At 38.8% G+C, this 22,989-nt stretch carries 24 protein-coding genes; 20 read left to right on the top strand and 4 right to left on the bottom strand.

What is annotated here, in order from left to right:
- Window positions 1-37: 37 nt before the first annotated feature.
- From B7E04_RS00530 to B7E04_RS00505, 6 genes are all read left to right on the top strand, one after another.
- Entirely contained in the window at window positions 38-994 is a 957-nt protein-coding gene (locus B7E04_RS00530) for a redoxin domain-containing protein (RefSeq protein ID WP_080776663.1), read from the top strand.
- Window positions 995-1,397: 403 nt separating this feature from the next.
- Complete coding sequence (locus B7E04_RS00525) at window positions 1,398-3,464, top strand: protein-disulfide reductase DsbD family protein (RefSeq protein WP_080776662.1); 2,067 nt, start codon at window positions 1,398-1,400, stop codon at window positions 3,462-3,464.
- A 153-nt stretch (window positions 3,465-3,617) separates the two neighbouring features.
- Window positions 3,618-5,168, top strand: a complete 1,551-nt coding sequence (locus B7E04_RS00520; RefSeq protein ID WP_080776661.1) for a T9SS type A sorting domain-containing protein — start codon at window positions 3,618-3,620, stop codon at window positions 5,166-5,168.
- A gap of 197 nt (window positions 5,169-5,365) precedes the next feature.
- The gene (locus tag B7E04_RS00515) at window positions 5,366-5,884 is read left to right on the top strand and encodes a biopolymer transporter ExbD (protein WP_080776660.1); all 519 of its coding nucleotides are present in this window, start codon (window positions 5,366-5,368) and stop codon (window positions 5,882-5,884) included.
- 94 nt (window positions 5,885-5,978) lie between these two features.
- Window positions 5,979-6,761 (top strand): alpha/beta fold hydrolase, encoded by a 783-nt coding sequence (locus tag B7E04_RS00510; protein WP_080776659.1) that lies wholly within the window; start codon window positions 5,979-5,981, stop codon window positions 6,759-6,761.
- Between the two features lie 64 nt (window positions 6,762-6,825).
- A complete protein-coding gene (locus B7E04_RS00505; protein WP_228439765.1) occupies window positions 6,826-7,635 on the top strand; it encodes a patatin-like phospholipase family protein in 810 nt (269 codons plus the stop codon).
- Window positions 7,636-7,699: 64 nt separating this feature from the next.
- Here the strand turns inward: B7E04_RS00505 and B7E04_RS00500 are convergent, their stop codons facing one another.
- Window positions 7,700-8,704, bottom strand: a complete 1,005-nt coding sequence (locus B7E04_RS00500; protein ID WP_080776658.1) for a DHH family phosphoesterase — start codon at window positions 8,702-8,704, stop codon at window positions 7,700-7,702.
- A gap of 237 nt (window positions 8,705-8,941) precedes the next feature.
- On the opposite strand from B7E04_RS00500, the gene rpmH reads away from it, so the two are divergent.
- The gene (gene rpmH, locus B7E04_RS00495; RefSeq protein WP_039365072.1) at window positions 8,942-9,100 is read left to right on the top strand and encodes a 50S ribosomal protein L34; all 159 of its coding nucleotides are present in this window, start codon (window positions 8,942-8,944) and stop codon (window positions 9,098-9,100) included.
- Between the two features lie 155 nt (window positions 9,101-9,255).
- The gene (locus B7E04_RS00490; RefSeq protein ID WP_080776657.1) at window positions 9,256-9,966 is read left to right on the top strand and encodes a cell division ATP-binding protein FtsE; all 711 of its coding nucleotides are present in this window, start codon (window positions 9,256-9,258) and stop codon (window positions 9,964-9,966) included.
- Window positions 9,967-10,068: 102 nt separating this feature from the next.
- Here B7E04_RS00490 and B7E04_RS00485 read toward each other — a convergent pair whose 3' ends face one another.
- From B7E04_RS00485 to B7E04_RS00475, 3 genes are read right to left on the bottom strand one after another with little or no spacing between them, the layout of a single operon-like run.
- A complete protein-coding gene (locus B7E04_RS00485) occupies window positions 10,069-10,770 on the bottom strand; it encodes a tRNA1(Val) (adenine(37)-N6)-methyltransferase (protein WP_080776656.1) in 702 nt (233 codons plus the stop codon).
- The gene (locus B7E04_RS00480; protein WP_080776655.1) at window positions 10,770-12,224 is read right to left on the bottom strand and encodes a sensor histidine kinase; all 1,455 of its coding nucleotides are present in this window, start codon (window positions 12,222-12,224) and stop codon (window positions 10,770-10,772) included. The genes B7E04_RS00485 and B7E04_RS00480 overlap by 1 nt, the downstream gene beginning before the upstream one ends.
- A gap of 1 nt (window position 12,225) precedes the next feature.
- Window positions 12,226-12,810 (bottom strand): riboflavin synthase, encoded by a 585-nt coding sequence (locus tag B7E04_RS00475; protein ID WP_080776654.1) that lies wholly within the window; start codon window positions 12,808-12,810, stop codon window positions 12,226-12,228.
- 48 nt (window positions 12,811-12,858) lie between these two features.
- On the opposite strand from B7E04_RS00475, the gene pdxA reads away from it, so the two are divergent.
- From pdxA to B7E04_RS00415, 12 genes are all read left to right on the top strand, one after another.
- Entirely contained in the window at window positions 12,859-13,950 is a 1,092-nt protein-coding gene (gene pdxA, locus B7E04_RS00470) for a 4-hydroxythreonine-4-phosphate dehydrogenase PdxA (protein WP_080776653.1), read from the top strand.
- Between the two features lie 84 nt (window positions 13,951-14,034).
- Window positions 14,035-14,565 carry a YceD family protein gene (locus B7E04_RS00465; RefSeq protein ID WP_080776652.1) on the top strand — a complete coding sequence of 177 codons (531 nt, stop codon included), beginning with the start codon at window positions 14,035-14,037 and terminating at the stop codon, window positions 14,563-14,565.
- Between the two features lie 66 nt (window positions 14,566-14,631).
- Window positions 14,632-14,835 (top strand): 50S ribosomal protein L32, encoded by a 204-nt coding sequence (gene rpmF / locus B7E04_RS00460; RefSeq protein ID WP_007843326.1) that lies wholly within the window; start codon window positions 14,632-14,634, stop codon window positions 14,833-14,835.
- Window positions 14,836-14,962: 127 nt separating this feature from the next.
- A complete protein-coding gene (gene accB / locus B7E04_RS00455; protein WP_080776651.1) occupies window positions 14,963-15,451 on the top strand; it encodes an acetyl-CoA carboxylase biotin carboxyl carrier protein in 489 nt (162 codons plus the stop codon).
- Window positions 15,452-15,550: 99 nt separating this feature from the next.
- Complete coding sequence (gene accC / locus B7E04_RS00450; RefSeq protein WP_062653838.1) at window positions 15,551-16,906, top strand: acetyl-CoA carboxylase biotin carboxylase subunit; 1,356 nt, start codon at window positions 15,551-15,553, stop codon at window positions 16,904-16,906.
- Window positions 16,907-17,187: 281 nt separating this feature from the next.
- Window positions 17,188-17,595: a type VI secretion system tube protein TssD gene (tssD, locus tag B7E04_RS00445; protein WP_080776650.1), complete on the top strand. Its 408-nt coding sequence runs from the start codon at window positions 17,188-17,190 to the stop codon at window positions 17,593-17,595.
- A 178-nt stretch (window positions 17,596-17,773) separates the two neighbouring features.
- On the top strand, window positions 17,774-19,687 hold the full coding sequence (locus B7E04_RS00440) for a type VI secretion system Vgr family protein (protein ID WP_080776909.1): 1,914 nt from the start codon (window positions 17,774-17,776) through the stop codon (window positions 19,685-19,687).
- Window positions 19,688-19,693: 6 nt separating this feature from the next.
- Window positions 19,694-19,960 carry a YdcF family protein gene (locus B7E04_RS00435; protein WP_080776649.1) on the top strand — a complete coding sequence of 89 codons (267 nt, stop codon included), beginning with the start codon at window positions 19,694-19,696 and terminating at the stop codon, window positions 19,958-19,960.
- 12 nt (window positions 19,961-19,972) lie between these two features.
- Entirely contained in the window at window positions 19,973-20,251 is a 279-nt protein-coding gene (locus B7E04_RS00430) for a YdcF family protein (RefSeq protein WP_080776648.1), read from the top strand.
- A 73-nt stretch (window positions 20,252-20,324) separates the two neighbouring features.
- Entirely contained in the window at window positions 20,325-21,677 is a 1,353-nt protein-coding gene (locus tag B7E04_RS00425) for a DUF3289 family protein (RefSeq protein WP_080776647.1), read from the top strand.
- A gap of 79 nt (window positions 21,678-21,756) precedes the next feature.
- Window positions 21,757-22,191: a hypothetical protein gene (locus tag B7E04_RS00420; RefSeq protein ID WP_139785300.1), complete on the top strand. Its 435-nt coding sequence runs from the start codon at window positions 21,757-21,759 to the stop codon at window positions 22,189-22,191.
- 3 nt (window positions 22,192-22,194) lie between these two features.
- The gene (locus B7E04_RS00415; RefSeq protein WP_080776645.1) at window positions 22,195-22,986 is read left to right on the top strand and encodes a hypothetical protein; all 792 of its coding nucleotides are present in this window, start codon (window positions 22,195-22,197) and stop codon (window positions 22,984-22,986) included.
- Window positions 22,987-22,989: the final 3 nt, after the last annotated feature.

The following is a 22,989-nucleotide window of genomic DNA, read 5'->3' as shown; positions in this document are numbered from 1 at the left end:
TTTTTGTTTTTTGGAAGTAATAGGAAACAATATTCTTATGTTTAAAAAAATCATATACAGCCTGTGTCTGTTAATAGGAATTTCTATTCATTCACAGAGTAAAGGCATCAGTTTTCAGAAAATTGATTTAAAAGCAGCAAAAGCAATGGCTGCGAAGGAGAACAAGCTTATTTTCATTGACCTGTACACCACGTGGTGCGGCCCCTGTAAGCTAATGGCAAAAAATACGTTCACTGATCCCCGGGTTGGTGAGGTATTCAACAAAAACTTTATCAGTATTGCCATAGATGCAGAAAAAGAAGGTGTAAACCTGGTAAAGGAATTTAAAATTGTAAACTATCCTTCCTTCTTATTTTTAGACCATACAGGGAAGCTCGTTCAGTACGATTTCGGATATTACAATGCAGAGCAGTTTTTAGGAGTAGGTGCTTCGGTACTGGGTAAAGTTTCCACTCAAAACAATAAAACCCTGGATCAGGTAAAAGGAAAAATGGTTGGAGATATCATCGGTAATTTTACCGCGAAAGATCATCTGGGAAAAACATTTTCATTATCCGGGGAAAAAGAAAAGCTCATTATTGTTTTTATTCGCGGCCAATGGTGCCCTTACTGCAATAAGTATATCGAAACACTACAGAATCTGAGCCCTGAACTCCAAGCTAAAAACGCCAGGCTGGTTATCATCTCACCGGAGAAACCTGAATTTATAGAAAAAACAATCAATAAAACCAAAACAGGTTATACCGTTTTATATGATGAAGGCTACAAAATAGCTGAAGCGTTTGATGTTCTATATACGCCCAATACCGAAACACTCACTTTCTATAACTCCAGACTGAAGGATGACTTCACAAAAAGTAGATCAGACAATTCAGGAAGACTTCCTGTTTCCGCAACATTTATTCTTAATGAAAATAAAGAAATTGTATGGAGACATTTCAATCCGGATTATAAGGAAAGAGCTTCCGTAGAAGATATTCTGAAAAATTTATAAACGATTTTGTGCGGAGACCCCTTTTTACAAGACCGGACGGCTTAACAAGAAAATTCGTTGCAACGTTGGAATATAGTTTTAATTTTTAGGCCCGAAACCATGTCATGATGCAAAATATCCCTAACATTGAAAAAATCAATAAAGACTCCGGGTTTTGAAAGAACTGACATTTCGCTTACAGTTCAGGCAGAACATTAAATATTTTACTGAACAGGCTTAGAAAAAAGAGGGTTTCTAAGTTTTTTTAAGGACGAAAAATTATCTATTTTAGCGAGGTAAAAATCCGGATCCTGTGCGATGGGCACAAATCCGTACCTGGAGTAGCCTGTTTCAGGCAGGACATATGAGATACAAAGGATGAGAAAACTCAAAGCATTCTCAAATTTTTTAATGAAAAGAAAAAATGAAATTTAGAAACTGGTTTTTAACAGTCCTGCTGTTTTTAGCGGCAGGACTTAATGCACAGATCAAGAATCCTGTAAAATTCAAGTTCACCATCAATGACCTGGGGAACAACCAATATGAAGCGGTTTTAAATGCCACCATGAAAAGCGGCTGGCATATTTATTCCAAAGACCTTCCGGAAGATACAGGAATCCCTACTGAATATAAAGTTTCAGGAAAAAATATTGAACTGATCGGAAAATTTACTGAGGTGGGTAAAAAGCATGAGGAATTTTCTGAAGCTTTTGGCGGAACCATTGTGTATTACTCCAACTCAGCCGGATTTAAGCAGAAATTCAAATTAAAGGATCCTGCAAAACCGGGAGAAGTGGTCTCCGAAATCACGTATCAGACGTGTGACGACAGGGTTTGTCTGGCACCCAATACTTTAGAATTCAACCAAAAAGTAACGCCGAAAGGAGCCACCGAAGAAACTACAAAGGAAACAGCCGAACCTGCAAAAGATTCTGTAAAAACAGTTGAAACAGTTGCAGCAACGCCTGCAAAAACTGAAGTGGCTCCCACAGAAACTTCACAACTGGATCCGAAACAGCTGAAAATAGCAAGTATTGATTTCCAGAAGCCTTTAACCGACTGCGGAACGGCCTCCACGAAAGTTGACGAAAACTATTGGACTTATTTATTCCTGGGATTTGTAGGCGGTTTAATTGCCCTTCTTACGCCATGTGTGTTTCCTATGATCCCGCTGACGGTTTCTTTTTTTACAAAAGGAACTAAAAATAAAGCAAAAGGCAAAAGAGACGCCCTGATCTACGGATTTTTCATCCTTCTGATCTTTGTTCTTCTAAGTCTTCCGTTCCATTTGATTGACGGAATTGCCGGAAATATTTTCAATGAAATTTCCACAAGTGTATGGCTGAATATTGCCTTCTTCATCATATTTATTTTCTTCGCAGGAAGTTTCTTCGGATATTATGATATTACACTTCCGAGTTCTATTGCCAACAAATCTTCAAAAGCGGAAGAGGCTGGCGGAATTATCGGGATTTTCTTCATGGCTTTAACGCTGGTCATCGTTTCTTTCTCATGTACAGGACCTATCCTGGGAAGTTTATTGGGAAGTGCCGTAACAGGATCTACCAATGTTCCTATGCTCCTTACCTTTGCACTGGCAGGATTCGGATTGGCATGGGCTATCGTATTCGGATTGCTGGCATTATTCCCGCAGGCTTTACAAAGTCTTCCGAAATCCGGAGGATGGATGAATACGGTGAAAGTGGTTCTTGGTTTCGTTGAATTGGCATTAGCTTTAAAATTCTTATCCAAAGCTGATCTGGTTTCTAAAACATTCCTTTTAAAAAGAGAACTTTTCATTGTCATATGGATCGTTATTGCTTTGGGACTGGCTCTATATTTATTCGGAATTATAAGATTTCCGCATGACGATAAAAAACCTAAAATTTCCATAACAAGAAAAATTTTGGGTGCTTTGGGAATAGGTTTCGTGATCTACCTGATCCAGGGATTAATTCCTGCCGAGCGTCCAAAACTTCAATTATTAAGCGGAATCCTTCCTCCCCTGAATGTAAGTTACCTTCACGATGAAAAAGACGGAATTCTGGGAATGCATCCTGAACATGATTTCTTCAAGGCTATTGAACTGGCTAAAAAGGAAGACAAACCCATCCTGATTGACTTCACAGGTTATGGCTGCGAAAACTGCCGTAAAATGGAGGAATTCGTATGGAGTGAACCGGATATTCTTCCGATCTTACAAAACGATGTCGTGCTGGCTTCGCTTTATGTAGATGATAAGGAGGAGCTTCCAGAAGATCAGAAAACAAAAATTGATCTGGGAGACGGACAGGTGAAAAAGGTAAAAACCATTGGTGACCGGTGGAGCTTATTCCAGCAGGTGAATTTCAATAACAATTCCCAGCCGCACTACGTTCTGATCACTCCGGATGGAAAAGTAATCAATACTCCGGTTTCCGGATATATGCCGAAAGAGGACTTCAAAAAGTTCCTGGAATGTGGTGTGAATTATTACAAAAACAAGAAATAAGATCAATCTTCTACATACTAAAGCCTTACCAGTTTACCGGTGAGGCTTTTTTATACACTTATTAGAAAAATCTCCACACTTGCTAATTGATTTAAGAATAATTTCCTTTTTTTATTAAATTACAAACTTTGTCCATTAAAAATATAGTTCTATATGAGATATTTCAAATCTACTTTTTCTTTTCTTCTGGTTGCTTTTTCTGCGTTGAATGCGCAAACCGTACCTTCTATACAATGGCAAAAAGCTTTGGGCGGAAGTAGTGGAGATAAAGCCAATTCGATTCAACAGACTTATGACGGTGGTTATATTATGGCCGGAGGATCTACGTCTACCAACGGAGATGTTACAGGAAATCACGGAGATACTGATTACTGGATTGCAAAACTGGATGCCCTGGGAACTATAGAATGGCAAAAATCACTGGGTGGAACTACAGATGATATTGCCAATTCTGTTCAGCAAACCTCTGACGGAGGGTATATTATTGCCGGAGAAACATATTCCAACGATGGAGATGTTACAGGGTATCATCTGAATGGCGATTGCTGGATCTTGAAATTAGATGCCTCAGGAAACCTGCAATGGCAAAAGACATTAGGCGGAACCGAATATGACGTTGCCAATTCCGTGAAACAAACCTCCGACGGCGGATATATTGTGGCCGGAGAGACATCTTCCAGCGATGGAGATGTTATTGGAAATCATGGAAACGCGGATGCCTGGATCGTAAAACTGGATGCCTCCGGAAATATACAGTGGCAAAAATCACTGGGCGGCAGTTCTTATGACAGAGCCAATGCAATTCAGCAAACTTCTGATGAAGGATATATTATTGCCGGGACAGCCGCATCTGCTGACGGAGATATCACTGTAAATCATGGAATTGAGGACTTCTGGATCGTAAAATTAGATGCTTCGGGAATTTTGCAGTGGCAAAAATCATTGACGGGTAATCTTGCTGATTCAGCAGAATCTATCCAACAGACATCAGACGGAGGGTATATTGTGGCCGGAGGATCTAATTCCATCAACTCTGAATTTCCTGTAACTTTTGGAATATCTAATTATTGTGTAGCCAAACTGGATGCGAACGGAAGTACAGTATGGCAAAAATATTTTGGCGGGAGTAACAACGATTATGCTTATTCTACCCAACAAACTTCTGACGGAGGATATATTGTGGCCGGGGCAGCCGTTTCTACAAACGGAGATGTTACAGGAAACCATGGCAGCAGTGATTATTGGATCATCAAATTAGATGCTTCAGGAAGCGAGCAATGGCAAAAAGCATTGGGAGGAAGTTCTTTTGAAGAGGCGTACGCTATTCAACAGACCGCAGATGGTGGATACATACTGGCAGGTTCAGCGGCTTCTGCTGATGGAGATATTACAGGAAATCATGGAAACGGGGACGCCTGGATCGTAAAATTAAGCTCCGGTCAATTAAGTACTGCAGAACACAATCTCATTAATAAGCCTGAACTATATCCTAATCCTGCCAAAGAATGGGTTAATCTGAATAATTTACCTCAAGGTTCTTTCATAGAGATATTTGACCTGTCCGGAAAAATGATATTCAATAAAAAAGATAGTACAGGAAACATCAGGATCAACACTTCATCATTTACAAACGGCGTGTACATCATTAAAGTTCAGGATAAAGGGAAAATCATTCGATCTGAAAAGCTTGTCATTAACAAATAAGTAACAAACACTTAAACTATCCTAAAACCTTATCGTATTACAAACTGATAAGGTTTTTTTATGTTAAATAAAGAAATATTTTTACAAATAAATACCATTTAAACAATTTAGGTATAAACTTTGTATGGATTCAACCAAACTACGATCGGGTTTTCAAATTTTTATCAAATTTTTTTTAACATTTAAAATTATGAATCATGGCTGAAGTAATTGCACAAGAAAAACAAGGCGGCAAGCAAAAGAAAAAATTGATCAGGGTAGACATGACCCCAATGGTGGATCTGGGATTCCTGCTGATCACCTTTTTTATGTTTACCACTAATTTTACAAAACCCAACGTAATGGATCTGGGACTTCCGGCTAAAGGAGATCCTCCAAATGGACCTATTGTTGTAAACGAAAAAAACCAGGTCACCTTTATTCTGGGAAAAGACAACAGGGTATTTTATCACCAGAGCAATAAGGAAGAGCTCAATAAATCAAACCTGAAAGAGACTGATTTCAGTGGCGTGAAAATTTCAAAAATCATTGATGAGGCTTATAAAAATGCTCCGAAACCTGAAAATTTTACGGTTATTATAAAACCGACTGATGAAGCCAACTACAAGAATTTTGTAGATATCCTGGATAATATTGCCATCTCTAAAAAAGAAAAGTATGGCATTACCGATATAAAACCGTGGGAAAAGAAAGTCTACACTGAATTAACCCAATAACCTGACAAGAGCATTTTTCCAATGCTCTTTTTTTATTTACATTTGAAGATAGAACCTGCCGGGATTTTTTAACGGCAATAAAAAAGATAAGATCATGCTGAATTTTGAAAGAAAAGGAAACGGAAAAGAAAGTTTGGTGCTGCTCCACGGCTTTATGGAAAACCTTTCGATATGGAATGATATGGAGCCTCATCTTTCTGAACAGTTTTCCCTGCTGAAAATAGACCTTCCAGGCCACGGGCAATCGGAAATCCTGGCTGAAGTTCATACCATGGAGCTGATGGCTGATGAAGTAAAAAAAGTTCTGGATCATGAAAAACTGGAGAAAGTTCACCTGCTGGGTCATTCTATGGGAGGATATACCTCGCTGGCCTTTGCAGAAAAATTTCCTGAGACGCTTAAAAGCCTGACCTTATTTTTTTCAACCTACTTCCCAGACGATGATGAGAAAAAGCAGCAAAGAATCAAAAGTTACAGGATTATTAAAGATGCATTTGTCCACTACGTCAAAGCCGGCATTCCGAATCTTTTCAATCCCAATGAAAGAGATATCCTGGAAGGCAAGATTGAAACTGCCCTTGAAACCGCGCTTTCTACCAATAATCTGGGAGCACTTGCCTGCGTAAAAGGAATGGTGGAAAGAACAGATAAAAAACACATCATGGAAAACCTGGAAGCCAAAATTTTAGTGCTGGCCGGAAAGCATGATAATGCTGTAAAGACAGATCTGATGATCAAACATCTTCCGGACAGGACCAATATAAAATCTTACATTCTGGACTGCGGACACAACGGGCACTGGGAAAAACCGGTTATCTGTGCAGAAATCATCAATACAGAGCTTCTGCATAACCTTCCTAAAAAACTGGTTCTATAGATCGAATCCAACAGGTTTTATCCATCGCATATCAAAATTTCTTGTATCTTAGTGAGGAATAATTATGTCCATGGGTTTATTCTCGTTCAAAAAAAAGAAACCGCCGGTCATCGGCCTTACACTTTCCGGTGGGGGAATGCGTGGAATTGCCCATATCGCTGTTCTGAAGGCACTGGAAGAATACAACCTTAAACCCCATATCATTTCCGGAACAAGTGCCGGATCCATTGTGAGCGCCTTCTATTCGTTCGGGAAATCTCCGGATGAGATGATGGATATCGTAAAGAACACCACCTTTTTTTCAAGGTCTTACCTGAAGCTTTCCAAAAACGGTATTTTCAGCTCTAATTTTATCTTAAAACTTTTCAATGATCATTTTCCCGAGAATGATTTTAAGATCTTAAAAATTCCGGTTTACGTTACCGCCACGGAAATGACCCACGGCATTGTAGATTTTTTTTCTGAAGGAGAACTTTTCGGTCCGCTGCTGGCTTCAACAAGCGTCCCGTTCATCCTTCCTCCGGTGAGAATAGGCGAAAAAATATATGTGGACGGCGGTGTGCTGGATAACCTTCCCATAGAACCTATCATTGATCAATGTGATTTTCTGATTGCTTCTCATGTGAACTCAATCAGCTATGACGAATTGAAAAATATGAGCTTAATGAAAGAATTCGACAGGATTCTGCACCTCGCTATCGCAAAGTCCGTGTATTCCAAAGCCAAATCCTGTGATATTTTTCTGGATCCTCCTAAAATGACCAAATTCAGCCTCTTCAGCAAAAAAAACCTGGATATCATGTTTCAGCAAGTATATGATTACACCTGTGAGGAACTTGAAAATAAAGGATACTCTAAGGGTTTGAGTGTTTGAGCGTTTTAGTGCTTTAGAGTATAAGAGCCATTTTGCCTTTTCGCTCTTCTGCCTTTTCGCCTCCTTACATCTCCTCTTCCTCCACTCTTTTCTTAAATGTTTCAATAGTATCAGCCAGAGATTCATTAGATTTTCCGCCGGCAGCATTGATATGGCCGCCTCCATTGAAATATTTTCTGGAGAACTGGTTTACATCCACATCATCCTTACTTCTGAAAGAAATCTTGATAAAATCATCATACAGATCTTCCATAAAAAAAGCTGCCATTCTTACACCGGCGATGCTCAGCCCGTAATTCACGAAACCTTCGGTATCTCCTTTCTGGAAACCGTATTCTTTCAGTTCATTTCGGGTCAGGGATAATACCGCCACTTTTCCATCATTCACCACTTCTATTCTTCCCAAAACAAGGGCAAGAAGGTGAAGGCGGGAAACCGTATTGGTATCCCAGGTATTGGACGTAATAATGGAAGGATCTGCTCCTTTCTCTATTAAATTGGCAATAATCCTGTGTGTAGTTGCACTGGTGGAACGGAAACGGAAACCTCCCGTATCCGTCATAATTCCTGTATACAGACATTCAGCAATATCCTGATTTACCAGGGCCTCATCTTCCATGGCTTCAATAAAATGATAGATCATCTGTGAAGTGGCAGGAATCACGGTATCTGAATACACAAAATCAAATGTTTCCGGCTGCTGATGGTGATCGATAAGAATTTTCTTAGCCCTCGCCCTCGTCAGCCATTCGCCCAGAATCCCGATTCTTGACGGAGAATTAAAATCCAGACAGAAAATCACATCTGCCCCGCTGATCAGGTCAAATGCATATTTTCTTTTGTATTCCCCAATGATCACTTTTTTAGATTCCGGCATCCATTTCAGAAATTTTGGAAAATCATTAGGTACAATTACTTCTGCTGAAATCCCTTTTGCTTTCAGGTAGTGCTTCAGTCCCAGGCTGGATCCTATAGCATCTCCGTCCGGGTTATAGTGGGTAAGGATAACTATATTATTTTCAGGCGTCAGTAATGTATTGATATCTAAAAGTTCTGCTGGTGTAAACATCGTGTGTTTATTTTTTTCTTTAAATTTGAGTTTCCAAAGATAGAGCTTTTAAATAAATCATTTGAATATAATTTCTGTACAGGGATTTCATTTTCCTGATGCTGTTTTTGATAAATGAGGATAAAAACATTTCAAATAATTTCTAAAAAAATATACGTAAAGTTTGTAGCTTTTAAAAATTTCTATATCTTTGCAACCTGAAAATTAATAGATTAATTACGATTTAAATATATAGTAATGAGTAAAAGAACATTCCAACCATCAGAAAGAAAAAGAAGAAACAAACACGGTTTCAGAGAAAGAATGTCTACGCCAAACGGGAGAAGAGTTTTGGCAGCAAGAAGAGCTAAAGGCAGAAAGAGTTTAACTGTTAGTGCTGCACGCGCTAAGAGATAATATCTCGGATTATCATATACAAATCATGCTTGAAAAGTAGCTTTTCAGGCATTTTTTGTTGTTAAAATTTCCCAAAGTTTAGGTTTTTTAAGCTTCTTTTTTCTATTTTTAAGATCTGAAAAAATATTTTAGAAATCGTACGATAAAACTGAATTATGCCGCATACAAATATCTCCGGAGATAATATTATAAGCTTACAGCACGCAAAAATTGCACAAAAAAATTTCACTGTTCTTTCTGATGTTAATCTGAACATTAAAAAGGGTAGATTCTGTTATCTTATCGGAAAAACAGGTTCCGGAAAAAGCTCACTCCTGAAAACGCTTTACGGACACATTCCGTTGGCATCAGGACATGGAGCTGTGGTAGGTTTTGATCTTGCGAAACTGAGACCTTCGGATATTCCGAATCTCAGAAGAAAATTAGGAATTGTATTCCAGGATTTCCAGTTGCTTTCTGACAGAACGGTTGAGAAAAACCTGAAATTTGTACTTGAAGCCACGGGATGGAGCGATAAGGTAAAAATGGAAGACCGGATCAACGAGGTTTTGGGAAGCGTAAACATGAAAAGCAAAAAGCATAAAATGCCGCATGAACTTTCCGGAGGAGAGCAGCAGCGTATTGCCATTGCCAGAGCTCTTCTGAATCATCCTGATCTTATCCTGGCCGATGAGCCTACAGGGAACCTGGATCCTGAAACATCCAACGAAATCATGACCCTTCTGAAGCAGGTAGCCCTTGAAAACGGAGCTGCTGTAGTGATGGCCACCCATGACTACCATATGATCCAGAATTTCCCCGGAGAAGCAATCAGATGTGAGGATGGGAAAGTTTCCGTGCTGGATACGGCAGAGCTGTTTGAATAAGATTAAAAATTGAAAGATTAAAGGATTAAAAAAAATCAGAAATTGAGAAATCTAAGAAACTCAGGCGTTCCTACCACCTTCCTAACTTCTAACCTCTAATTTCTAACTTCTATTTTTAAAGACATGAAACTCCTTAGTGAGTTCAAGATATTGGTCCGAGTATTGTCTCGGACTTTTTTCTACCACAAAATCAAAGTCTTCAACCGGATGATCTACGAATGAAAATTCCAGAACGAGTCTTTTCGTTTTTGAATGCCCAATCCCTTTGATATTGACTTTTCTCCTGATAAACAGGCCGTTTTCCAAAGCCGATGTAATAAAATCCTTTCCGGCTTCAGCAGGAATAATAACCGACAAGATACCGCGATCAGTCAAAAGCCGTGCAGAAGCTTCAATAAGCTGTTGAAAATTCAATTCTACAGTCTGGCGGGCTATTTTATCCTTATCAGATCCGGAATCTTCAAAATATGGGGGATTTGAAACAATCAGATCAAATTTTCTCTCTGTTTCAAAAGTTTTAAGATCCTGATGAATATTCTCCAGCCTGGCATGGAAAGGAGAACGTTCAAAATTTGTTCTGGTCAGCAATACGGCCTCTTCATTGATATCAAGCCCCAGAAAAGAAGCATTTACATTTCTCTGTGCAAGCATTAAAGAGATCAGCCCGGTTCCGGTGCCAATTTCCAATACTTCTCCAGCATTTTCTACATCCGCCAAAATACCGAGCAAAACCCCATCTGTTCCAACACGGAAAACGTTTCTGGACTGCTGGATTTCAAAATGTTTAAAGGTAAAAGGCTTCACTATAAGTTGGTAGGCAATGTAATTGTAAATGTAGACCCCTTCCCTAGTTCAGATTTCACTGCGATCTCCCCTTTATAATCCTCGATCATTTTCCTTACCATGGAAAGGCCAAGCCCCATTCCGCTGTTTTTAGAAGTGAAATTCGGTTCGAATATTCTTTCGTACATATTGTCAGGAATGCCTACACCATTGTCCTGTACGGAGATCATCACTCTTCTCTGGTGCTGCTCCACATCTACATTAATGATCAGTTTACGTTCATCACTCTGGGCCTGCTTGGCATTGGTCACAAGGTTCGTAATGATCCTGGAAAGATAAATCCTGTCCATATTGATCATAATATTCGCCTTATTCGAGTGCATGAAAATACTGTCGTCATTGAAAACACGCAGAATATCCTCAACCTCTGTATTAAGATTGACAACCTCATTATTCTTTTCGGGAAGCTTTGCAAATTCCGAGAAGGCTGAAGCCACGGTAGCAATCAGATCAATCTGATCCACCATTGTTTTGCTCATAAGCTTTACCCGCTCCCTGATATTCGGATCTTCGGGATCAAATTTTCTTTCAAAATTCTGAATGGTAAGCTTCATCGGGGTCAGAGGATTTTTAACTTCGTGCGCCACCTGCTTCGCCATTTCTCTCCACGCCTCTTCCGAAGCTTTGAAGCGCAGCCTTTCTTTTTGATCCTGGATCTGGAGGATCATCCTGTTGTAGGCTCTTGCCAGGGCATTAAGTTCATCATTCTTATAATATCTGATAGGACGCATTTCATTTTCAAACAAGGTGATACGCGTGATCATATCGGAAAATTTCGTGATATTTTTCGCCAGGCTGTTGGAAGTCACCCAGCTTATCCAGATACTGAACAGGATAAGAAAAATATCCACCAGAAGAATATACTTTACATACTGATGAAGCACATCCAGATAGGCGGATTCATTATGATACAAAGGAATATAAACAATTCCTATAGGTTCCAGTTCATTATTTTCTAAAAGAAGATAAGACGAGGTGCGTCCTGCATCTTTAGTTTTGTCGTACCCTTTGATATCCACTCTGGCATTGGTAGCCAGAAGTTTATTCACAATATTAAGGGGAATGGTCTTCTGATCAATAAGACTTTCATCTTTATTGGAAAGAAGATAGTTTCCTTTCAGATCGTAGATGACAATATCATGCTGATTGATATCGGCTATTTCAAAAATTTTACTTCCCAATACCTGTGGCAGATCCTCGGTTTTCACAAGCGTTCTACTGACCGCATAATCCAGATACCCCATTACAGCATTGGTTTTCTCCTGCATATCAATAGTACTCTGCTGCATGGAGTTATTTCTCAAAACAAAATAAGGAACCAGTGATGTAGCTACAACACTTAAAAAACATACGAGTAAGAAACCAAAAAATACGCGGTTTCTGAGGCTATATCCTTTGTATTTATTAATCGGCATCCTATCTTTTAATTAACCTAGCAATATACTTACCAATAATGTCAAATTCTAAATTAACTTTATCTCCGATTTTAAGATGCTGCATATTGGTAAATTCCCAGGTATATGGAATAATGGCTACAGAAAACTGTGTATCTTCACTTTTTGCCACCGTAAGACTGATTCCGTTCACTGTGATAGAACCTTGAGGCACAGTTACAAAACTACCGTTATCTTCATATTTAACCGTAATAAAATAGCTTCCGTCTTTATTTTCTATTCCTGTTACTTCTCCGGTTTTGTCCACATGCCCCTGTACGATATGTCCGTCAAGCCTTCCGTCCATTTTCATGCATCGTTCAAGGTTTACTACGGTACCCACTTCCCATTTTCCAAGATTGGTTTTTTCCAATGTTTCATTGATAGCAGTCACCACATACCGGTCATCTGTGATTTCAACAACGGTAAGGCAGCAGCCGTTATGGGCAAGACTTTGGTCTATTTTCAATTCCCCGGTAAAAGAGCACGTTAAAGTGAAATCTATATTGCTCCCCTTTTCTTCAATCTTTTCAATAACACCTACTGCTTCAATAATTCCTGTGAACATATTATTTTTTGCTAAATTTGTAAATTATAATGTTCAAAGATAATCAAAATGAGTCCAAAAAACCATAAAGTACGAGTAGGAATTTCAATCGGTGATTTTAACGGCATCGGCCCGGAGATCATCATGAAGTCTCTGGCAGACAAAACCATTACGGACTTTTTCACTCCGGTAATTTTTGGCTCGGGAAAGTTATTTACCTTTCAGAAAAATATTTTTAAGCTGAATCTTAATTTCAACTACATCAATGAAGCTTCACAAGCCCAGGCAGGAAAACTGAACATGGTAAACCTGACCAAGGATAATGTGAACGTAGAGCTGGGAGTTCCCACTGAAGAATCAACCAAAATGGCTATTGATTCATTGGAAATGGCTACAGAAGCTCTCATGAAAGGAGATATTGACGTTCTGGTTACGGCTCCTATCAACAAAGATGAAATGGTAAAAATGGGCTTCAGGCATGCAGGACATACCGGGTATTTTGAGGAAAAATTCAGTAAAAAGGGACTGATGTTCCTGGTTACTGAAGATCTTAAGGTGGCTGTTTCCACCCATCATATCCCGATCGCCAGTGTTGCAGAAAATATTTCCAAAGAAAAAATAAAAAAACAAATCAGAGCCCTGAATCAGACGCTGATTGAGGATTTCTGCATACAAAAACCAAAAATTGCCGTATTAGGACTTAATCCTCATGCAGGCGACGGCGGTGTGATTGGAAAAGAGGAAATTGAAATTATCCAGCCTGCTATAAAAGAACTTTCAGACAACGGGATTCTTACGTTTGGCCCGTACCCTGCAGACAGCTTTTTCCAGCCTGGTAAATACAGAAACTTTGATGCTGTTTTAGCCATGTACCACGATCAGGGGCTGGCTCCGTTCAAAACTCTGGCGTATGAAGAAGGAGTAAACTATACGGCCGGGCTTCCGTTTATCAGAACTTCTCCGGACCATGGAGTGGCTTACGATATAGCCGGAAAAAACATTGCTGATGAGCAGAGTTTTACAGAAGCGATCTTCACTGCGATTAAAATTTTCAAAAACAGAAGTGAATATAACGATCTGATGAGTAACAGAATGCAGCCAAGAAAAATGGCTGTAGACAACGGAGTGGATGAAGATCTTCCGGATGAAAATGAAGGATAATCCGCCAAAACAAATTTTAAATTAATTTGTTAAGCATTTTATTTGTTATTATAAAAAAATTGCATATTTTTGCACACTCATTTTATGGACAAGTTAAGAAACTATGACGTAAGCTTTTCCGGACTTAAAAACGGAAAGCACGAGTTTAAATTTGAGATAGATAAAACGTTCTTTCAATTATTTGACACTGAACAGGAATTTACAAATCCGCGAATAGTAGCTGATGTTTTCCTTGAAAAGCATACTACTTTTTTAGAATTTGAGATCAAAGTACATGGCACGGTAGAACTTATTTGTGATATTACCAATGATGCATTTGATTATCCTATTGAAAATGAAATTAAAATTCTGGTGCATTTTGGTGAAGAATATGACGACAGCAATGAAGATGTCATTACCATTCCCGCCTCAGATCACGCATTCAATGTGGCGCAGCTGATCTACGAAAATGTACAGCTTTCCATACCGATGAAAAAAATTTCACCGGATGTAAGCGATGAAGATCTGGAAATTCTGGACAGGTTCAGTCCTAAAGATATTGAAGAAAACGAAGAGAAAGAACATGACAGTGACCCTAGATGGGACGCACTGAGAAAATTAAAAGACAATAATTAAATAAAATAATTTAAATATGATGAGATGATGAATCTCATCGCTCATCAATTAAAAAAGTTATTCAAAATGGCACATCCTAAGAGAAGACAGTCGTCCACAAGAAGAGATAAGAGAAGAACTCACTATAAAGCAGTAGTTCCTCAATTAGCTAAAGATGCAACAACTGGTGAACTTCACCTTTACCACAGAGCTCACTGGCATGAAGGAAAACTTTACTACAGAGGTAAAGTAGTATTGGAAAAAGAAGTAGCAACTACAGAAGAAAACTAAGAGTCGCTTTTCACTGAAAAAGCCTCATTTTAATACAAAAACCGCTCGATTTTGATAAAATCGAGCGGTTTTTTGTTGTTTTTTATGTTTTTTTGGTATCTTTGGACCAAAATCAAATATCAAATTTATGGACATTAAAGACATACAAAATCTTATCAAGTTTGTATCTAAGGCTGAAGTTTCAGAAGTGAAGTACAAAACTAAAGATTTCGAAATCACTATTAAAACTCCATTAGCGGGCAGCGATGCAGTTTATGCACAGCCGGCAGTTTATCATACAGCTCCTCAGGCAGCAGCTCCGGTTCAGGCAGCGGCTCCGGCAGTTCAGGCAGCAGCTCCGGCTGAAAAAACCGAGGCAGCATCTGATGACAGCAAATATGTGGCTATCAAATCTCCAATGATCGGTACTTTCTACAGAAAGCCATCTCCGGATAAAGATGTGTTCGTAAACGTAGGTGACGAAATTTCTGCAGGGAAAGTAGTTTGTGTAATTGAAGCGATGAAGCTGTTCAACCAGATCGATTCTGAAATCAGCGGAAAAATCGTTAAGATCCTAGTAGACGATGCTACTCCGGTAGAATATGATCAGCCTTTGTTCTTAGTAGATCCATCTTAATTTAGAAGTTAGATGTTAGACATTAGATGTTAGACTTCATTCTGCATTCAAAATAACATTATCTAATTTTCAAATTATCTAATTTTCAAATTGAAAAAGATGTTCAAAAAAATATTAATAGCCAATCGTGGCGAGATTGCAATGCGTATTTTACGTACTTGTAAAGAAATGGGGATCAAAACCGTTGCGGTATACTCTACTGCAGACAAAGACAGTCTTCACGTAAGATTTGCTGACGAAGCGGTATGTATTGGTCCTGCTATGAGTAAAGACTCATACCTGAAAATTCCTAACATTATTGCAGCAGCGGAAATTACCAATGCTGACGCGATCCACCCAGGCTACGGATTCCTTTCTGAAAATGCCAACTTCTCAGGGATCTGCCAGAAAAACAACATCAAGTTTATTGGTGCTTCTCCGGAGCAGATTGAAAAAATGGGTGATAAAGCCAATGCCAAAGCCACTATGAAGGCTGCCGGCGTTCCTTGCGTACCTGGTTCTGACGGATTGATTGAATCTTATGAGCACGCTGTAAAAGTGGCTGAAGAAACTGGATACCCAGTGATGATCAAAGCTACTGCAGGTGGTGGTGGAAAAGGAATGAGAGCTGTATGGAAAGCGGAAGACCTTAAAGACCATTGGGAATCTGCAATTCAGGAAGCTGTAGCTGCTTTCGGAAACGGAGGAATGTACATGGAAAAACTGATTGAAGAGCCAAGACACATCGAAATCCAGGTTGCCGGTGACCAGTATGGTAAAGCATGTCACCTTTCTGAAAGAGACTGCTCCGTACAGAGAAGAAATCAGAAGCTTACAGAAGAAACTCCTTCTCCGTTCATGACAGATGAACTTCGTGAGAAAATGGGTGAAGCCGCTGTAAAAGCAGCAGAATTCATTGGCTATGAAGGGGTGGGAACTATTGAATTCCTTGTAGACAAGCACAGAAATTTCTATTTCATGGAAATGAATACAAGAATCCAGGTAGAGCACCCTATTACTGAGCAGGTAATTGATTATGACCTGATCAGAGAGCAGATTCTTCTTGCTGCAGGAACTCCTATCTCCGGAATCAATTACTACCCTAAACTGCATTCAATTGAGTGTAGAATCAATGCTGAGGATCCTTATGCAGACTTCAGACCTTCTCCAGGGAAAATCACAGGACTTAATATTCCCGGCGGACATGGAATAAGAGTAGATACCCACGTGTATTCAGGATATACTATTCCTTCCAATTATGACTCAATGATTGCAAAGCTTATTACAACGGCACAGACCCGTGAAGAAGCTATTGCCAAGATGAGACGTGCTTTGGAAGAATTCTACATTGAAGGGGTAAAAACCACTATTCCTTTCCACAGACAGCTGATGGACAATGAAGATTATCTTGCAGGAAACTATACTACAAAATTCATGGAGGATTTTGTTATGGACAGAAAATATGATAATCATTAAGATTATTTAAATACAGATACTAAGCAGCCTCTTTATGAGGCAGCTTTTTATTTTCAGGAGGTTAAGTAATCTCCCTATCCATCGGGAGTTCATAAATCCTTAATAATAAAATCTATAAACCACTGATTACCAATAAACAAATTACCTAACAGTTGTTAGTCGCAGAATTACTACACTTTTTAAAATTTCTTCCATTTTTTTTTTAAGATAATCTAATTACTTCTATTTTTGGTGACATAAGATAACAAAACACACATATTAACAATTAAAATTTACTTATCATGGCAGAAAGAAATTCAAGAGGAATTCTAAAATTCAACAACGGTGAAGGACAAAAGTTATTAAAACTTAACTACAGTGTATCCCGTTCTACAGACGTATCAGGAAGAGTAGCATCTGACCCTTCCAATGCATTGATCAAAATCACAGTAGAAGCTACTGAAAAATCTGACATCCTTGAAAGCTTATTAAACGGAAAATATAAGCCAACTGTAGGAGAGGTTACTTTCAACAAGTCTCACGAAGAAGGAACATTAACTACTTTGAAATGGCAAAACGGATACGTAATCCAGCATGAAGTAGACTTCGATGCTATCGATGAAAACAGTATGCTGATCAGCTTTGTAGTAAGTGCAGAACAAATTGATCTGGGCAACTCTTCTTACCTGGCAGAATGGCCTACATCTTAAGAATATAATTCCTATTCAAAAAAACAGCAGACAGAATGGTACACCCAGCTAAAGGGATGCTGTTCTGTCTTTTTTCTGAAGTCATTTTATCTTCATACTAATTTTTCTTATGAAAAAATAGAGGATGATGTATGATATAGAATTTGTATTTCAGCTTACATTAAAATCACAAATAATCATGGAAGAAAATAGCAATTTTTTGTTCCGTTCCAATCATAAAGCTCCTGCTAATGCCGATAAGATCTCTGTTAATTATGTTCCGGGGATCAATCGTGTAGTAAAACTGGATATTGTGATTGAAGGAAAATCCGTCAGACATTTTAAGCACTTCCGTTTACAGCAGAGTGCCAGGCGGCATCATCATTTCGAGTTGATTCTGGCTCATGATTCTTTAGGAGCTGCACAAAACCACAACTTAGAAGAAGCCCGTCAGTTCCTGGGAAAAAGAATCACAGTTGTTTTTAAATATAAGGACTATGAAAATGAAAGTCCGGAAAGAACCTTTGTAGGAGTCATTACAAAAGCAGCATTCAGCCAGGAAAAAATGAGCCTGGGAAATATTGTTCTCAAGGGTGAGAGCCCTACGATTCTGATGGATTCGGCACCGCATACCCAAAGTTTTGGAGGGGCACAGTCCGTTAATACAGGTATCATCGCTGATAAAATCATAAAAGATGCGCTGGGTTCTTCAAAATTCGATTTCAGAATTGATCCCCAGAATAAAAGCTATATTAATTATAGCTCCCAATACAACGAAACCCATTATAATTTTCTTGCAAGAACCGCTGAAGCTTATGGCGAGCAGTTTTATTACGATGGCGAGATTCTCCATTTTGGAAAACTTCCTCCCTCTGAAAAACCGGTACGCCTTATTTATGGCAGTAATGTAAGCGATGTTCAGGTAGAGCTGAAGGCAGTGCATACCAAACCCGAATATTTTGGATATAACAGCAGCAGCCACACCAAGATGGAAGGCTCTGAAAATAATATCAGGCATCTGGGAGAAATCCCGGCCAAAGCGTATGAACTTAACAATAATATTTTCAAAACACGTTCACTCTCCCCTGCTCCCGTGAATCCCAACATGTTTATGGATGTTGACGATTCACAGAAAAGTGCTGCAGGAAGTGCTGCCGTAGAGGTTTTTACCGTTTCAGGGAATACCACGGTCCCTTTTTTATACCCGGGCTGCTGTGCAGATATTGAGATGCGTAAGCCGGACACCAACGAAACCTCCTATTTCACAAAAATAACCGTTACAGAAATAATCCATGAAGTAAACGCCCGTGGATACTATTCCGGAGCATTTGAAGCGGTGGCCGATGGAACCGGATTTATGCCTAAACCAGATTTTATAATCCCCAACGCGCAACCACAGGTGGCAACCGTTATTTCCAATACAGATCCCATGAACCAGGGTCGGATACAAGTGCAGTTTGACTGGCAGCGGAATCCGGATACTACCCATTTTATAAGGATGATGAGCCCTGACGCAGGAGGCACCGATGCCATTACGCAGAACAGAGGCTATGTAGCCATTCCGGAGGTTGGAGACCAGGTAATGGTCGGTTTCGAATACCACCACCCTGATTTTCCCTTCGCAATGGGAGGGATGTTCCATGGCCAGGTAGCTTTGGGAGGCGGACTTAACAATCATATTAAATCCATACAGACCAGAAGCGGGAACAAAATCATTTTTAATGATCAGGAAGGCAGTATTTTCATAGAAGATCCCAGTGGCAATACTTATTTAATGGATGGGAAAGGAAATATTACGGTGAATGCTCCTAAAAACATGACGTTTACCGCCGGAGAAAATGTACAGATCAATGCCGGACGCAATATTATTGCTTCCGCACAGAAGAATATTAACATTATGGCCGGTGAAGATATCACTGAAACGGCAAATGATGATTATAACCTTACAGCAAGCAACATCATTGAAACCGCTGAAGCCGGAAGAAGTTCCAGGGCAAAAAATATTACGGAAAATATGGAAGCCGGCTCATATATCAGCACGAAGGATGCCATCAATGTAGAAAGTGCCAAAGAGGTTAATATCAATAGCGGCAAGCAGGTAAAAATGCAGTAAGCTTACATGAAATTGGTGAAAAATATTTTCAGATATGCTATTGTCCTCTGGGCAATATGGTTCGTGACCCATTCTGTTTATACCATTGCAGATGGCCTGAGTGATCAAAAACAATATGCCGAATTAGCAGTTGTATTCGGCAACACAGTAAATAAGGACGGAACCTTATCTCCACGACTGAAGGCCCGACTGGACAAGAGTATTGATGTGTACAGAAATAATAGGACGAAAAAAATACTGGTAAGCGGCGGTTTAGGTAAAGAAGGCTATTGAGAAGGAAAGGAAATGAAAAAATATCTGGTTGAAAACAAAATTCCTCCTGAGCAGATCATCACAGACAATTTTGGGGATAATACTGAAAAAACAGTCATTAATTCTATCAAAATTGCTGACAGTCTAGATTATAAAAGTATTGTATCGGTATCTCAGTATTATCATCAAACCCGTATCAGGAAGTTATTCAAAAAGAATCACTTTGAGCACACTACGGCTTCCAGTGCGGACTATTTTGAAATGAGGGATATCTATTCGGTGTTCAGAGAGTTTTTTGCCTACTATTTATAAAGCAGAGCTTAACACTCATCATAGAAGATCAAAATATAGAAGCACATCCATTGTAAAATTTTATAACATAATCATGGAAGGAGGAAATATCATACGGAATGTCTTTGGCAAATCTTATAAGGAAGCAGAACATATTATGAAAGATGCTTCCAAGGGGGCTCTGGATTTCAAATCTCCGCAGGAAAATACTTTTTACGGCAGAAAAGGCGGAAAAAAGCTGGATGAATATGTTGCTAAGAAGGACAATACTTTACTAGTTACTAAAGTTGAAGGCCCGTTTGATGATAACGGAGGTAAAATAAGCAAGCCCAAAGAAGGTGAAAAGTACTGGTTCAAGGCTACATTTAACAGATCTGCGGAAAAAAGAGAGTATAAAAAACTTCTGTGGCAGTTAAAGATTAATGGAACGCCAATTCCTTTCTTTTTTGATTATTCTTCCATTGAGGGAAGTACCCAAACCATACAGGTGAAATTACCATGCTACGATATGCGTGCTTATGCCTATTTCAAAAGTCCGATAGATAAAGTAAGTGTTGAAGTAAAAATAAATAATCCATTACCGGTTTATATTGACAGATTCAAAATAAAAGGAAAAGACAGACAGGGAGTTAATCTTGCGGATGATCTTTGCTACGGATTAGGAGTATCGAATCAGTATCCGTCACGCTATACTCTGCATGATGTAGAAAGCAAAGGTATATGGATCAAAGCTGAAATCAGGGATAAAACAGATGAAGAATTATGGGCAGGTTTCAGACGTATGGTTACGGACCTGTTCTCTGTTGGAGAGCTTGAAACCGTTGCGCTTGATATGATTGAAAAATTTAAACGCAGTGAGGGAGGCGAATATACCAACCCTGTTTTGACAAAGCATGTATTGCAGCACCCTTCAAATCAGAGATTCTGCCTGAGCATGGAAGATGAGATTGCCGACCGAATCAAGAAAAGCCATGGAAACGTTGCTTCTGTTGAAGATGATGAAATACATTTTACCGATAACGAAATTGGGAAATTTGGAAATAGAGGCTGGGGACATCCACAATTTACAACATTAAAGGATACGTTTTTAGGGGGACTTACGATTTGTATGAATGACACCTGGGCTTATGAGGTTAAACTAACAAAATTTACCAAATCAGATAACGGAAGCTACAATGCCACCTATAAAGTTTCTCTGTATGATCATTTTGGTTTGGATATGCCGGATATTGAGAAAAAATATTACTACTTATTAGGCTTCAGATACTGGTTTATCCTACAGCACATTAGAGGATACAAGCCATTCATAACTAAAGTTGAATTTGAAAAAACATTTACCGAAAATATCTCTACCGGAAAAGCAGAAAGAGTAAATAAAAGGCGGGCAGAAAAGGAAAGAATGGACCATCTCAGAAATATGGGAAGAAGAAGACCGGGAGAATATTAATTAATGGATAAACAAAAAACACCTTAACCATCAACAAATGAAACATTTACGATATATAAAATTTTTCATAACATTTTTTTTGATCCTGACAACAATGAGCTGTGACAAGAAGAAGAATGAATTTATTCCGCTGGAACATATGACCTTTATAAACAGCTATTATAAAGAATCTGTGAAGATCTCTTATTATATACTTATAGATCATTCGGATTCAGGGGATAATTTAAAAAAAGAGATTATTCAGTATGCAAAACAGAAACTTCAGCACGATAAATACCTAAAGCAAAACAATACCACTTCGGTAAATTTTGTGTTTTATAAAAAAACAGGCAACACATCTTATTTTATCAGCCATAAAGAAAATGCAGATGGTTTGTTGAGTGAAGAAATCTCACATTACAAGGAAGATTTTATAGCCAATTATTATATAAGTAAATGTAGCGGCGGAACCATGGAAAAGATATATATGTATGAAATTCCGGAAGAAATAATTCTTGATAACTGCAAAAAATAAAGCATGGAAGAAAACCGCGTAAAACCTTTTCAGAAATATTCAGGAACACATATCTATCATTTGGACAGCTCACTTGAAGTACAGTTTGGAGAAAAAAAGGGCTTTCATTCTTCCTGCAAAATTCATATTGAGGAAACAGAAAATGAAGACCAGACAAAAAACTGGCTGGTAGATAAAATAGAAGATGCTCCCCTGCCTTCTGAAAACAGCTTTATGGAAATTCTTCACGAACTGGAAAAAAATTCTTATCCTGTAAAAATAAAAGTAGATGAAAAGGGAGTTTTCCTTAATGCTGCAGAACATAACCGGAATGTGGAGAACTGGAAACAGAAAACAGCAGGAATTCAGGAGAAATATCAGAATGCGGATATATTCAGAAACCAATACCTGGCAGCTATGGAAGATGAAAACATCTTCTACGGGAATAAGCTGAAAGAACCGTTTTGGAACCTCCTCATGTTCGCACCTTCATATGTAGATAATGGTGGAAAAACCAACGAAGCGTTTACATGGAATATCAAAGGAATCGGAGATATAGAATGTCCCGGAACAATCACAGCAGAACAAAGAGATTACGGGTTTGATGCCTTTTTTACTTCAGAGGTCACCGTACCCGACCACCTCAAAGAAGAAATTGATAAAAGATATATGTATCAGCCCGGAGCATATAAAGCAGAACTCCATATACAAATGGAATATAACTCGCCCAAAAGGCAGTATTCAAAAAAAAAGGCAGACTTTATGATTTCGGATGGAGAAAAAATAGTCTACCGGGAAATAAGCAGTATTATATAAAAA

Source organism: Chryseobacterium phocaeense, from assembly GCF_900169075.1.
Classification (GTDB): Bacteria; Bacteroidota; Bacteroidia; order Flavobacteriales; family Weeksellaceae; genus Chryseobacterium; species Chryseobacterium phocaeense.
This window is presented reverse-complemented; position numbering and strand designations above follow the sequence as displayed.

Excerpts from the sequence above, each read along its gene's own strand:
- B7E04_RS00530 (WP_080776663.1), top strand. The coding sequence starts at position 38 with ATGTTTAAAAAAATCATATACAGCCTGTGTCTGTTAATAGGAATTTCT.
- B7E04_RS00525 (WP_080776662.1), top strand. The coding sequence starts at position 1,398 with ATGAAATTTAGAAACTGGTTTTTAACAGTCCTGCTGTTTTTAGCGGCA.
- B7E04_RS00520 (WP_080776661.1), top strand. The coding sequence starts at position 3,618 with ATGAGATATTTCAAATCTACTTTTTCTTTTCTTCTGGTTGCTTTTTCT.
- B7E04_RS00515 (WP_080776660.1), top strand. The coding sequence starts at position 5,366 with ATGGCTGAAGTAATTGCACAAGAAAAACAAGGCGGCAAGCAAAAGAAA.
- B7E04_RS00510 (WP_080776659.1), top strand. The coding sequence starts at position 5,979 with ATGCTGAATTTTGAAAGAAAAGGAAACGGAAAAGAAAGTTTGGTGCTG.
- B7E04_RS00505 (WP_228439765.1), top strand. The coding sequence starts at position 6,826 with ATGTCCATGGGTTTATTCTCGTTCAAAAAAAAGAAACCGCCGGTCATC.
- B7E04_RS00500 (WP_080776658.1), bottom strand. The coding sequence starts at position 8,704 with ATGTTTACACCAGCAGAACTTTTAGATATCAATACATTACTGACGCCT.
- rpmH (WP_039365072.1), top strand. The coding sequence starts at position 8,942 with ATGAGTAAAAGAACATTCCAACCATCAGAAAGAAAAAGAAGAAACAAA.
- B7E04_RS00490 (WP_080776657.1), top strand. The coding sequence starts at position 9,256 with ATGCCGCATACAAATATCTCCGGAGATAATATTATAAGCTTACAGCAC.
- B7E04_RS00480 (WP_080776655.1), bottom strand. The coding sequence starts at position 12,224 with ATGCCGATTAATAAATACAAAGGATATAGCCTCAGAAACCGCGTATTT.
- B7E04_RS00475 (WP_080776654.1), bottom strand. The coding sequence starts at position 12,810 with ATGTTCACAGGAATTATTGAAGCAGTAGGTGTTATTGAAAAGATTGAA.
- pdxA (WP_080776653.1), top strand. The coding sequence starts at position 12,859 with ATGAGTCCAAAAAACCATAAAGTACGAGTAGGAATTTCAATCGGTGAT.
- B7E04_RS00465 (WP_080776652.1), top strand. The coding sequence starts at position 14,035 with ATGGACAAGTTAAGAAACTATGACGTAAGCTTTTCCGGACTTAAAAAC.
- rpmF (WP_007843326.1), top strand. The coding sequence starts at position 14,632 with ATGGCACATCCTAAGAGAAGACAGTCGTCCACAAGAAGAGATAAGAGA.
- accB (WP_080776651.1), top strand. The coding sequence starts at position 14,963 with ATGGACATTAAAGACATACAAAATCTTATCAAGTTTGTATCTAAGGCT.
- accC (WP_062653838.1), top strand. The coding sequence starts at position 15,551 with ATGTTCAAAAAAATATTAATAGCCAATCGTGGCGAGATTGCAATGCGT.
- tssD (WP_080776650.1), top strand. The coding sequence starts at position 17,188 with ATGGCAGAAAGAAATTCAAGAGGAATTCTAAAATTCAACAACGGTGAA.
- B7E04_RS00440 (WP_080776909.1), top strand. The coding sequence starts at position 17,774 with ATGGAAGAAAATAGCAATTTTTTGTTCCGTTCCAATCATAAAGCTCCT.
- B7E04_RS00435 (WP_080776649.1), top strand. The coding sequence starts at position 19,694 with ATGAAATTGGTGAAAAATATTTTCAGATATGCTATTGTCCTCTGGGCA.
- B7E04_RS00430 (WP_080776648.1), top strand. The coding sequence starts at position 19,973 with ATGAAAAAATATCTGGTTGAAAACAAAATTCCTCCTGAGCAGATCATC.
- B7E04_RS00425 (WP_080776647.1), top strand. The coding sequence starts at position 20,325 with ATGGAAGGAGGAAATATCATACGGAATGTCTTTGGCAAATCTTATAAG.
- B7E04_RS00415 (WP_080776645.1), top strand. The coding sequence starts at position 22,195 with ATGGAAGAAAACCGCGTAAAACCTTTTCAGAAATATTCAGGAACACAT.